This is a genomic window from Bacillus cereus group sp. BfR-BA-01522, assembly GCF_022662635.1.
Lineage (GTDB): Bacteria > Bacillota > Bacilli > Bacillales > Bacillaceae_G > Bacillus_A > Bacillus_A cytotoxicus.
In genome coordinates this window covers 271,243-284,173 of the sequence record NZ_JAKUDY010000003.1, presented here as the reverse complement: position 1 = coordinate 284,173, position 12,931 = coordinate 271,243, and the positions used below count along the sequence as shown (strand labels likewise).

Below are 12,931 nucleotides of genomic sequence, written 5' to 3'. Positions count from 1 at the left end.
TTTATTTACTTAGAACTGGTTTTGATGTTATTTGTACCTCTTTCTTAATTTTTTCTTCATAAGAATTAGGTAACGAAGCATTATAGATTGGCATCGCAGCAGCTGTTGAAATGATTGCCATTAAAACTAATATGGAAAATAACTCTTGAGAAATTAAATTGTAACTAATTCCTAGATTAATAAATATTAAAAGCATTAGCCCTCTGGCATTCATAAGTCCACCAATAGCCGAAGCTTCTCTCCAACTAAATCCTATTTTTTTCATGGCTAAAGTAGCTCCTCCATATTTACCAGCAAATGAAGCTAATAAAATAATAAGACATGGTATGAAAGAGTCAATGTTCATAAGATTACTAAAATTAGTTTTCAATCCTGAATTAGTAAAGAAGATAGGTACCAAGAATACAACTGTAATATTTATTAAATTATTTGATATATATTTTTTAAAAAGTGGTGTACGTGGCATTGCTAAACCTAATATAAAGCCACCAAACACTGAATATATTCCTACATAGTCCGTATACCATGTTCCTCCCAGTATTAACATAATTACTAAAGCCAGTGTCCCTTCCCCTATCTCACCTCTCCTCTCTAACCTCATAATATACTTATTTAAAAAAGGTCTAATTATCCATAAGCAAATAAGCGTAAAAACTGCACCATATATAGCTGTTTTAATTCCACCAATAAAACTGTTAGACAGTGCTAGAGCATTAATCAATGCTAAAAGAATCCACGCACTCACATCATCAATACTTGCAGCAATAATCGTAAGAGAGCCCATCCTAGTATTTGTCAAATTTCTTTCTTGAAGTATCCTAGCTAACATTGGAAAGGCCGTTAACGAAAGAGCTCCACCCATAAATAAGGCAAAAGTTAATATAGGAACACTTTTTAGACTGAGCTGTTCATATAGCATTATTGCTGTAAGTACAGCTAAAACTAAAGGAGTAACAATCCCTGAAATAGCTAAAAATCCAGCCTTTTTTACATTATCTTTAGAAAATAATTTATAGTCTAACTCCATTCCAACTGTAAACATATAAAACGCTAGACCTAAATTACTCAGAAAAGATAATAATGTGCTAACCTGGGGAGTAAAGATAGATTGTTGCCAATCACCAAATAATAGTCCAAATAATGATGGGCCAAGTACAATTCCTGCCACCATTTCTCCTACTACACGTGGTTGTTTTATTTTTAATGCTAAAGCTCCACAAACCCTTGAAGTGAATAAGATTAAAAGTAAAGCTACTGTTCCCCGAAGAAGAAAATCCATGTTTCCCATACGTTACATTCTCCTTAGATTTATTTATTAGTAATTTATATATCCAAATAATGAGAAAGTAGTGTCTCTGATTTTTTACCTGTTCTTGGATTCTCCAATTCTGTATATTTACTATAGAATCTAGGAGTTTTATACACTAACCTCAAAGCCTCCATATGTTGCATCTCCTGATATCTCTCGGGCCACCTTTCTTTTAATACATTCCTAATTTTTTCTGCTTGTGAAGGATTTATATCAGGAAATAAATGATGCTCGATATGAAAATTATTTTGTAAATGCATTTTTTCAACAAATTTATTAGAACGTACAGTTAATGTATTAATTAAAGGATCTACTACATTATCCGTTGAAGGACTTATAAAATGATTCGTAGCTACATAACTCATCATAACGAAATTACTTATTGTTAATGGAATTAACAGTAAAAAAATCCACCCTTGATTGGTTAATAAGCTTGATACACATAACCAAACAATAAAGACACCGATAAAATACATCAATCCATATTTGCGGTTTTTTTCCAGTTTAAATGCCTTAGGATTTTTCATAATATTATAAACTGTGTGCAAAGAAAACCAGTAGAATAAAAACCCATAGCTTCGCTTCGTACCAGATCCTGGAGTTAACTTTTCCATAAACTGAACCCAACGACTTTTTTTATACATCCCTACCGGTCCAAAACAATCTGGATCATCGAACCATTTATTAGTGTGATGATGGTGCTGTTTATTATGCCATGCAATCCAAACTTGTGGAGGTAATCCCCAATGAAGCATACAAACTCCGCCCCAAAATAGCATAGCCTTCTTTCCCCTAATTACAGTTCCATGAAGTATCTCGTGCCCTAAAAAACCTAATGTACCTAAACTATTTCCAATTAATATTGAACATAATAACCGAATTAATATATTCTGTGTATAGATAATGATAGAACTCCAAAGAATGATTAATAATAAATGAAAAAATAACCATAGTAATCTTTGAGGATTATTCTTAAAAATCTCTTTAGGTAATTTTTTTCTAATCTCTCTTTGATAATAAGAAGAGGGCTTTTGTTTTAGGTTTATGTCAATTTCTTTAAACATTTTTCACCATCCTATAAAATGATTTCTTGAACTACATCAATCTTTTCATTATTTAACAATTCTCTGCACAAAAAATGTCTTTTTTTCCCACTTGTAGTTTTAGGTATTTTTGTCTTATGACTTAGTATAAGTCTATTAATTGGTAAATCTATAACTTCATTATTTTGTAAAATTTCACAAATTGATTCAATATCATGTGTAGGCTTTATTTCTATTAGAGCTATAATATTACTCTCTGCATTAAATAAATCCTCTTCAAAAACAGCTATATTAGCTTCCGGTAATCCAAGAATCGTAGATAAATAATTTTCTAGATCACTCGATAAATAGTTCTCACCATTTCTAATAATTAAATTCTTTATTCGCTCTAACACATATAGATTACCTTGATAAATAAACCCTAAATCACCAGTATTAATTTTTTTCTCAAAGCTTTCTATATCTTTCTTTTCTGCTGTAATGTACCCAATTGCTATTGAGTTTCCAAGAATTGATATTTCACCACACATTAATTCTTCATTATTAATGTTTTGTAATTCATCAATTATTTGTACTTTTAGTCCTTGTATTGCAGTACCCACTGAGAAAGATAATATTTCACTTTTCGGGTTAATGTTAGGTGGATTTAGAGGATCAAATACCCCTGAAGATTTAATAACAATATTAGTTCCTAATTTAACAGACCCTTTCTCTACGATTACATACATAGGCTTTTCTCCAACTTTTGAAAATGTTACCGCTAGTGTAGCTTCTGCTAATCCGTATACTGGTAAAATAGCATTAGGTTCAAAACCATATCTTTTGAATTTCACATAAAATTCAGATAACGTTTTAGACCGAATGGGTTCTGCTCCATTAAGCCCTGCTTTCCAACTTGATAAATCTAAATCCTCTACTCTATTTAAGTTGATATATCTAGAAGCATATTCAAAACCAAAATTAGGTGACGGAGATAATGTACATTTATTATTACTTATTGTTTCTAACCATCTTATAGGTTTACGCAAAAACTCATAAGGTGACATCAAAAATAAATCGAAACCATGATAAAAACTAAATAATTCAGCACCCACTAATCCCATATCATGATAAAGTGGTAACCAACTACATACCTTCTCAGATTGTTTACACTTTACTGCATTGTGTATACCATTTATGTTATCAATGATATTACCGTGAGATATTGCTACAGCTTTTCCATCACCAGTAGATGCACTAGTCATTTGAAAGTAAGCAATATCATTAGCGGATGGTGTATGATTAATAGGTCTTTCTTTTCTTAAATTTGAATACTCCATCTCTTCACATTTAATAACCTTTAATGGGCTGTACTGAGAAGCAATAATTTCAAAAACATTAGCTTCTTCAACTAAAATGAATGTTCTGCTTGAAAACTTATTATTGGCCCAATATCTAATTTTTTTAAGTAAAGAATCATTTCCACTTAATACCTTAGGACTTGGAATTATTAGAGGAATTGCATTAATAGATAAACAAGCATAAAAGTATAAAACCTGGTATTTTGGGTTTGAACATACAATCATACATAAATTCCTTTGCTCAACACCCCTATCTATTAGCTTAGCACCTATACTGAAAGCTTGAGAGGATAAGTCCGTATAGCTAATATAATCAAATGTTTTATCTTTACTATTAAAAAAACTCTGTCCGGTTTGAATTAAATTTCTCTCTATATATGATTCCATTACTTCAATGATGCTTTTAAATTTTGTATCAATCATTTATTATTCACCCTCAAAAAATTATATATTTCTCCCAATACTTTTTTAGGATCCTCCCAGGGAACAGCATGTCCTACATCTTTCACCTCTATTAATCTTGCATTTTTTATTGAATTTTTTAATTCTTCCGAACAAAATTTCGGGTACAAATTATCATATTCTCCACAAATTATAAGACTAGGAACACGAATTTTTTCCAATTCCATATTAGTCTTATAGTTAGTAATTAGTTCTAGTTGATTTTCATAAACTCTTTTATCCGAGCATCCTCTTATACTAGAAATAGTAAACATTCGCATGGTATGTGGATTTATTTCAAAAGTCTTAGTGTGAAAACTCCACAATGCTAGCTGTTTTAAAAAAGTTTCTAGCCCCATATGATTTAATATTTTTATCCATTCACTGGTTAAAGATTCACCTTGATTAAATACTTTTTTTGAAGAGCCAATTAGTGTTAAAGTTTTAACATTTAAATTGCTATTCATAACTAAATTTTGAGCCACATACCCCCCAAAAGAATACCCAATTAAATGTAAGGGTTTTTCATCAAGTTCATTGATTGTATTTGTGACCAATTGGGTTAATTCCTGAATACTTGATACATAATGGTATTCGGTATTTTGAAATCCTGGATAATCTATTAATATTATTTCAAAATCGTTGATCAGGGATTTCTTATATAAATCCCATACCTGAGATGTAGCCCCCAGTGGATTTAAAAAAACAACCCGTTCTGTATGTTTTTCATTTACACATTCATACTGTAGCTTATTTATCATTTATACTCTCCATTCCACTAAATCAATTACCCTGGAAACGGGTAACTGATTTTTTGAATATTACATATATGCTGGACGATAAGCTAGAGATAATCCACCATCTACTACTAGAGTTTGCCCCGTGATATGTGCTGAATCCCCTCCCAGTAGGAAATAAATAGTTTTAGCTACTTGATCAGGTTTAGCTATTTTTCCTAAAGCTGAAAATCTAGCCATTGTATTCCTTTCCGTAGAAGTTGAAAGTTTTTTCAAAAGAGGAGTGTCAACTGCCCCTGGAATGACGCAATTCACTCTTATTCCCCTCCCCCCCAATTCATGAGCCAAACTTTTTGTTAATCCAATTACTCCAGCCTTCGCTGCTGCATAAGCGACGCTGGATCCAGCAAAACCATATACGCTTGTCGATCCGACAGTTACTATGGAAGCTGTTGAAATCAAAAATGGAATGACTGAATAACAAACATTAAATACAATTTGTAAATTATCATTTACTTGAGATTTAAATTCTACTGGACTTAAATCAAAAAAAGGTGTAACATAACCGATACCTGCGATAATTGCTAATCCTTCTATTTCATAATCTTCAGTAACTAATTTTTGTACTACACCTTTTATTCTTTCTGGATCATTCAAATCAACAATAAATTCTACATAACGTTCTACTTGACCAATACTGGATTTATTCTTATCGAGATTAATAACATGAAATCCATTTTTCAATAAATTTTGCATTAATTCAAACCCTATACCAGATGCTCCACCAGCAACTACAATCGCTTTTTTTTTCATCTCATTTTCTCCTCTAAAACTACTCACACTAAAGTAGATTGAATTTTTTGTGAATTAAAATCGATTTGTGCCACCTTATTCACCACAGGAAACTTACTTGTTGTGGCTACGTAGTCTTTAAAAACATTAAAAGTCCATGTTGTAAATTTATTATGACTAACATAGTCAAATAACACCGCTACGATTAAGTCCATTTCCTCAGGCTTTTCAGCTAAACGCTTTACTAAAAAGTCTACATATTCCGTGTCATTATAATATGTATTATATGCACGTATACTATTAAAAGGATTGTTAAGATAATTACGATAGAACACTTCATACTCGTTTAATATTTTGTAACTAAAATCTTTTGATTGAATTGCTTTTTCACAGACCTCAGCTGCTTTTTTTGAAGTTAACAAGGCTACTGTAACCCCAGTTGCCCATGCCGGGTCGGCAAAGAAACCCGCGTCTCCCACACACATAAATCCATTACCCGCCATCTTAGTGTTCATATGGCCAAGCCTAGATGTAACAGCAACATCATTTAACATTTCTGCGTCCTTTACAACTTCATTTAATACTGGATGTTTTTCTATTAACTCTCTATAAGCTTTAAGTTTATCATTATACCCGTCTAATATATTTTTTGTTTTACTTCTAGCCACAAATCCAATACTAAATAAATTTTCTTCCAATGGAATAACCCAATACCAACAATCCGCATCTGGTAATATGTTTACTGTGGCAAGATCATAATCCTGTACGTCTCTTTTTAATGGTTCTAAATTTACATTTTTAAAATAACATCTAATAGCATAGTTAGCCCATTGTCCATCAAAAATATTTTCTAATGGGGCTCTCAATTTAAACTGTTTTGCTAATTGCGATGTTCTTCCTGAACAATCGATTACCAAATTGGTTTTAATCTCCACATCATTTCCATCGATATTAGTTATAACCACTCCATTAATATTTCCATTCTCATCAGTCAAAATTTTCTTCAACGACGTTCCCTCTAGGATTTCTGCTCCTAGTTCTTTAGCTTTATTAAATAGAACCATGTCAAAATCTTTACGTCTGACGTTAAATCCCCACGGTGACGAATGAACTCTATCGTTATAAATATCCTTATTAAAATCTACAGCAGCATAAGACTTATGCCCTGAAGGAGATACTAATTGCAATGAACTTTTTTTCAAAAATCCCCCTTGATTAATTTCTTCCAAAACATCCAACTCTTTTAAATATTCACAAATAACAGGAGACAAACCTTCTCCTACTACTTCCCTAGGAAAAATGGCCTTGTCTATCATTAATGGTCTAATACCCTGTTTTAATAATCTTATCGCTGTGGAACTTCCAGATACTCCAGCACCAACGATGACAACTTCTCTTTGTTTTATATCCATTATTTCACCTCAGAACCATTAGTTTTAATAAAATGAACTAAATCGCCAATAGTTTCAATATTAGCTGCATCTGTTTCAGAAAATTCAACTCCGAACTTCCTCTCAACTTGTATCACAATACGAATTTTATCCATAGATTCAATCCCTAAATTAGTAAAAGTCATATCTTCTTTTAAACTAGAAATTTCTTTTTTACTCTCTGTTTCAATAATATTTCTCAATACCTCAATAACGTCCAAACTCATATTATCAGCTCCTAATATTTATTGTAATATTTCGTAATTGAAAAAATCCAACCTAACTATTAGATTATTTTTTCATATTTTCAATAACAAAACGGATTATATAAACAATTCATACTTTTGTCAATATTTATAATATAAAGAAAATTTATTTTGTATTAATTTTCGCACTATATTTCATTAATGTATTGACATTTTTTACACAATTGTTATTATATCTATTAATAGTACCTGGTATTAATTTTTGGAATTATTCATTTTTAATCCAATTTCACTTATTTATTAAGAAATTCCAAACAGAAAGAGTGTGATAAATATGCACATGCTAGAAGACATTTTGTCAAAAGCTCGTATTACTGCATTAGGATCTTATGTACCTGAAAAGATCTTAAACAATGATGATTTAGAAAAAATGGTTGATACTAATAACGAATGGATTGTTCGACGTACAGGTATCAAAGAAAGAAGAATCGCATCCCCTACCCAATTTACTACTAACCTAGGGATAAAAGCAGTAGAAAATTTAATGAATAGATACAACAAATCAATTGAAGATGTTGATTTGATTCTAGTGGCTACATCTACTCCTGACTATGCTTTCCCCAGCGTAGCTAGCCAAATACAAGCACAATTACGTATCCCTAATTGTGGAGCTCTAGATTTAAATGCAGCCTGTGCTGGTTTTGTTTACGGTTTACAGCTAGCCAATAGTCTAATTACATCTAAAATGAACAAAAAAATATTAGTTATAGGAGCAGAAACGTTATCTAAAATAACTGATTATACAGATAGATCTAACTGTATCCTATTTGGGGATGGGGCAGGCGTCGCTTTAGTTGAATATGATGAAAATAACCCTAGTTTTTTGTCTTCTCATATGGGGTCTTATGGCGATGGAGGCATTCACTTGTATAAAGTTGGTTTATCTAAAAAGATGAGTGACATTGACTTAACTGACACTCCATATCTTGTACAAAACGGAAGAGAAATTTATAAGTGGGCTGTTAAAAATGTACCAATTGGTGTAAAGACATTAATTAATAAAGTAGGAATGGATTTACATGAAATTAATTGGTTTGTCCCACATAGCGCTAACCTTCGAATGATAGAATCTATGTGTGATAAAATGGAATATCCACTAGAAAAAACATTAACTAGCGCAGAGTATTTTGGTAACACTTCAGCCGCTTCAATACCATTAGCATTAGATTTAGCTATAAAAGAAGAGAAGCTAATTAATAATCAAAAATTAGTTTTATACGGATTTGGTGGTGGCTTAGTTCATGCAGGACTAATTATTAACTGGTATATTTAAGTTCCAGAATGTCCACAATATAATTATTACATATAATCTTATTGTTAGGGAAAAGATAAGTATATAAAAATTTTCCCTAACAATAAATCTTAATAGAACAACATACACTTGCAAGAGGTTTATTACACTTTATCCCGCATTAACGAGCAACCCGATTGGTTCAATTAATAATCAGTGGGGGATGAAGAAAATCCCCCACTGATTAAAGTGTCACTTTATGAAAAACTAGCAGGAACCCACTTGACTAAATATTTTTTTAACTCATCTACTAAATAGTTAGCTCCCTTGTCGCTTAGAGTAATCATACCATCTGCTAGAGTAACATTCTTTTTTAGAAACCTCTCCTGTAATTTGACATTCATTATAAATACAAACAATAATTTTCCTCTTTTATTTACTCTCATATATATTATTCTGCAAAATTAAAATATAAGTTGTCGTTCGATTACAAATATACCTTTTATAACAATTTAAGTTGAACAAAATCATCATCCTTATATTCAAAAAAATGTGTTTTAATCTCCTTGTTCTTGCTTTTTAATTCCTTCTTTAATTGATTATACTCTTTAACAATTGTTGCTATTGACTCAAATCCATATTAAGCAAAATAAAAACTTATTACTTAAAATAGTTTTTAAAGTAATCCCATGATAAATAGTCGACATATACCCTTCCCTTCTGAATTCGTTTACAAATCGCTATATGCTAGCAATGCCATCTTTTAATTGAGACAATACAGTTAGAAAAACTTGAAAACTAATTGGTATTAACAAGATTAATTTTCAAAAAACTTTGTTAAAGTTTTAGTTTGAATTGCTAACTTCTCTTGGTTTCTCAAAAGAAACAACATTTCCTAAATCTGCATTTTTAAAGTTATAATTGCAATACTTTTTCATTAGGAGGGCATTTTCTTGTGAAGTATATTATTATAAATTGAAGTATGAAAAGACCACAAAGTTTTCTTGAAAAAATGCTTTGAAGCCTTCTAATCTCTTGTTTTGCTTAGACAAGTGAGTGTAAAGGTAATTCCATAACAACTTGTAAACCTTTTTGATTTTCGTTGTTTGTTAGAATAAGCTGTCCTTGCTGAGCCTGCATAATTCTTGCTACCATTGGAATGTCTAGGCTGTGCCCTTCTTGAACCGTTTGTTTTCTTTTTGAAGAATAAGGTAATTCGGTAATTTCAGCTATTTTTTCATTTGGAATTCCTCGTTATCTTGTACAATAAAATGATATGTAGAGCAATCTTTTGATAAAGCGGTTCCGATAATATAGAATAAGATAGCTAAAGCTACTGTAACGATGACATTCCAAAGATTGATCGACTGGACTATGTAAGCACTTAAGGAGTCCTTGTATAAATAAGCAACCCGGCTAAGTTCCAAGTAATAAGTCCAAATAAATATACGTCTAATCGCAGTTGGAAACAACCCGGCAGTCATTCCAATAAATCCACCTAGCATGCCTAAACATAGTGCGAAAATTTGATTTTTAATAGTAAAAGAAAGCCACTGCGGAAGCGCTGTAACCGCAAGAGTCGTTAAAAAAGTTCCGAAAACAAATTGAACAAACAATGCAGAAGAAAAATTACTAGAAAATTTGTGTACGAATCCAAACATAATCATAAGTGCAACCTGTGCAAAAATACTTAAAGGGAAAAACTGTCATTATTGATGGTTATTTATACTCTCTATATAAGTTCGATTTCCTATTCGCAGCGTTCTTGTTAACTTATAGGGTATCACAAACAAACCCATGAATATAATGAAACAATTGTAACGATTATTCATTTTTTCACTGGATAACAAATTTCTGTAATCCACTTCGTAGGATCAGATTCCATCGCTGGACTCACGTGATAAATATTAAACATCGGCCCTGTAATTTTATATTTTTCAGATTCAATCCATTTTGCCGCAGCTTCGTTAACTGCTGTCATTTGTTCATAACTTCCGCTAACTGTAATAGAGGCAACAAAAGATGAATCGACTTTTTTAAATATGACTTCTTTCGTATTTTCATATTCCCCTGTCACATTTATCTGTATTTCTACATCTACATCTTTTTCTTTCTATTCATTATCATGAAATATAGCTAAGCTATGCCTTGGATTCGCTATATTTATATTTTGTCGTTTTATTTCTTGCATCAATATATTCCATAACTCTCCTTCACAATGATAAGATGGAATCACTTTTCGAACACTTGCTACTTTCCTTCTAGGTATCTCTTTCAAAGAAACATGATAGTTCATTTCAATAACATCCTCTCTCATTATTTTCATTGAGTCTTCGAGAAGTCGCAATTGTTTTTGAAGGGCTTTCATTTCTTCTCTTATTTGAGACGTACGATGAACAAAATGTTCTGTCATAATTTCTATATTATTATTTTCTAATATTTCTTTAATAGTAGTGAGACGAAATCCCATATCCTTCAAATTTTGAATTTGATTTACTTTCTATAATTGTGCTGCTGAATAATAACGATAACCAGTTTGCGCATCTATTTTTTCAGGCTGCAATAACTCCATATTATCGTAATGTCTCAACATTCGAATGCTAATTGAAGAAAGTTTTGAAAAATCCCCTATTTTAAACATTTGTTCCTCCTGTAATTTCCATTTATTTCGAAGCTCAACTCTAGCTTAAACAATGACATAGTGTGAGAGTCAACAAAGAAGATATAAGATATAAAAATCCATCCTTTTATTTTGTTTAAAATCATCTTTTATATGATAATAATTATATAATAAATAATTTATTTTCGGCTATTAATTCAACTGGTTGTATAAAAGGAGCTTGCTAAAACATATTTCTCAAATTCCATCATTAACAAATAAAAACATAAAGGATTATACCTTTATGCTTTTATAATAAAACATATATCTTATATTTTTCTTAATTTGAAATGAATGGACACTTTTGTACATATATACGATCTTTAATTTGCTTGATAACAAAAGGGGCGATATCTCCATTTTGAATTTTAATTCCTGGTACATCTACTACATTCTCTTTGATCGCTCAATACCTGTTCCTTCTACAACAAAAGGTAATCTAACAACTGTCCAATCTATATCGCTATGTTGTAGAAGGCGTAATTCTTTATATTTATTACTCATCATCTTTTGAAAAAACAACTGAAATAATACGGCTCCTATTTTGTTTAGGATACTTTTTTGATCTCCTTTTATCTAATGATCCTTCAGAAATTAAAATATACCGTTTTATTTTATATTCATTACTTTTAAAATATGACTTGTCACGGCACTGAATATGTAAGACTCTTTTTTTTAGGCTGACCTACAGCATTAATAACAGCTTGACAACCTTGAAGCAGTTCTTGTATGGCATAGCAATTACGCGCATCTCCCTTTATAATTTCCACATTTTCTCTGGATGTCGCGTTAAAATTCGTATTTGATATCCTTCCTGTAACGCTTGGTCTACAAGAAATTTTCCAGCTTTTCCATTTGCACTAATCACCGCTATTGTATCCTTTGTTCCCATATCTCGTATGAGGCTCCTTTATATGTTATTTATAGTTCTCTTGTGCATTCGTAAAAAAGAAATTAAATGTTCGCAAGATTTCTCACACGCTAATCGTTTAAAGATGTTTTTTTCTTCTTCTGCTTTATCATTTGCTTGATCAGAAGCTACTTTTAAACATAAGAATGGCTTTTTATTTGCACGGCATACATAGGCAAAAGCAGCTATTTCTTGATCAACTGCTAATGCCCCATATACAGTATGTAACAGATAGCGCATTTCTGGACTGCGAATAGGTTGGTCGCCGGATAAAATTGTTCCAAAATGAACTGGCTCATGAAAACGCATTTTCTTTATTTGTCTGACAAGCACTTTCGTTGTTTCAATTGGCGCTGTTCTCCCAGTATATAAATTAAACTGATCTTCTCCCGTTCCAGCAGCTGGCACATCATGCTGTAAAGTATGAAGAGCTACAACGATATGACCATTCTTCACTTTGTTCGATAAACTACCACAAATGCCCGTCATAAAAAGCTCTTCAGGCTGGAATTCACTAATTAATAGTTGTACACAACTTGCGCAACTAACTTTTCCTACACCAGTAACAACTGATATAATTTCTAATTCATGAATAGAATGAAAATGAAATTCCCAAGCTGCTCGTCTTTCAACATGTTCGCTTGGATAATATTGATGCAAATACGTAAGTTCTGATTCCCTTGCAGATACAATGGCAATACGTTTCATTACATGCTTCACTTCCTCCTATTTTCATTTAAACAATGTTGCTATATGATCGCACTCATAATCTG

The 12,931-nt window shown here is 31.6% G+C and carries 12 protein-coding genes and 3 pseudogenes; 1 reads left to right on the top strand and 14 read right to left on the bottom strand.

Annotated elements, in window-relative coordinates; all coding sequences use genetic code 11:
- Position 1: 1 nt before the first annotated feature.
- The 7 genes from MR059_RS06475 to MR059_RS06445 are packed head-to-tail and all read right to left on the bottom strand — an operon-like array spanning position 2 to position 7,319.
- Complete coding sequence (locus tag MR059_RS06475; protein WP_242161646.1) at positions 2-1,288, bottom strand: cation:proton antiporter; 1,287 nt, start codon at positions 1,286-1,288, stop codon at positions 2-4.
- Positions 1,289-1,323: 35 nt separating this feature from the next.
- A complete protein-coding gene (locus tag MR059_RS06470) occupies positions 1,324-2,373 on the bottom strand; it encodes a fatty acid desaturase family protein (protein ID WP_012094313.1) in 1,050 nt (349 codons plus the stop codon).
- A gap of 11 nt (positions 2,374-2,384) precedes the next feature.
- Positions 2,385-4,115: an AMP-binding protein gene (locus MR059_RS06465; RefSeq protein ID WP_242161645.1), complete on the bottom strand. Its 1,731-nt coding sequence runs from the start codon at positions 4,113-4,115 to the stop codon at positions 2,385-2,387.
- The gene (locus MR059_RS06460) at positions 4,112-4,894 is read right to left on the bottom strand and encodes an alpha/beta fold hydrolase (protein ID WP_242161644.1); all 783 of its coding nucleotides are present in this window, start codon (positions 4,892-4,894) and stop codon (positions 4,112-4,114) included. Before MR059_RS06460 ends, MR059_RS06465 begins: the two co-directional genes overlap by 4 nt.
- 60 nt (positions 4,895-4,954) lie before the next feature.
- Positions 4,955-5,683, bottom strand: a complete 729-nt coding sequence (locus tag MR059_RS06455; protein WP_087094934.1) for an SDR family NAD(P)-dependent oxidoreductase — start codon at positions 5,681-5,683, stop codon at positions 4,955-4,957.
- Positions 5,684-5,706: 23 nt separating this feature from the next.
- Positions 5,707-7,074 carry an NAD(P)/FAD-dependent oxidoreductase gene (locus MR059_RS06450; RefSeq protein WP_012094309.1) on the bottom strand — a complete coding sequence of 456 codons (1,368 nt, stop codon included), beginning with the start codon at positions 7,072-7,074 and terminating at the stop codon, positions 5,707-5,709.
- Positions 7,074-7,319 carry an acyl carrier protein gene (locus MR059_RS06445; RefSeq protein WP_012094308.1) on the bottom strand — a complete coding sequence of 82 codons (246 nt, stop codon included), beginning with the start codon at positions 7,317-7,319 and terminating at the stop codon, positions 7,074-7,076. Before MR059_RS06445 ends, MR059_RS06450 begins: the two co-directional genes overlap by 1 nt.
- A gap of 331 nt (positions 7,320-7,650) precedes the next feature.
- On the opposite strand from MR059_RS06445, the gene MR059_RS06440 reads away from it, so the two are divergent.
- A complete protein-coding gene (locus tag MR059_RS06440; protein WP_041810362.1) occupies positions 7,651-8,631 on the top strand; it encodes a ketoacyl-ACP synthase III in 981 nt (326 codons plus the stop codon).
- A 215-nt stretch (positions 8,632-8,846) separates the two neighbouring features.
- Here MR059_RS06440 and MR059_RS22225 read toward each other — a convergent pair whose 3' ends face one another.
- From MR059_RS22225 to MR059_RS06410, 7 genes and pseudogenes are all read right to left on the bottom strand, one after another.
- Entirely contained in the window at positions 8,847-8,936 is a 90-nt protein-coding gene (locus MR059_RS22225) for a hypothetical protein (RefSeq protein ID WP_373367231.1), read from the bottom strand.
- Positions 8,937-9,227: 291 nt separating this feature from the next.
- Positions 9,228-9,329 (bottom strand): annotated as a pseudogene (locus MR059_RS22220) (ABC transporter permease); the annotation flags it as partial.
- Positions 9,330-9,633: 304 nt separating this feature from the next.
- Complete coding sequence (locus MR059_RS22215; protein ID WP_396021791.1) at positions 9,634-9,813, bottom strand: hypothetical protein; 180 nt, start codon at positions 9,811-9,813, stop codon at positions 9,634-9,636.
- 5 nt (positions 9,814-9,818) lie between these two features.
- Entirely contained in the window at positions 9,819-10,250 is a 432-nt protein-coding gene (locus MR059_RS06425) for an ABC transporter permease (RefSeq protein WP_239431023.1), read from the bottom strand.
- A gap of 167 nt (positions 10,251-10,417) precedes the next feature.
- Positions 10,418-11,230, bottom strand: a pseudogene (locus MR059_RS06420) (MerR family transcriptional regulator).
- A gap of 298 nt (positions 11,231-11,528) precedes the next feature.
- Positions 11,529-12,140 (bottom strand): annotated as a pseudogene (locus MR059_RS06415) (NAD(P)H-binding protein).
- Between the two features lie 18 nt (positions 12,141-12,158).
- Complete coding sequence (locus MR059_RS06410; protein ID WP_242161683.1) at positions 12,159-12,866, bottom strand: phosphorylase family protein; 708 nt, start codon at positions 12,864-12,866, stop codon at positions 12,159-12,161.
- Positions 12,867-12,931: the final 65 nt, after the last annotated feature.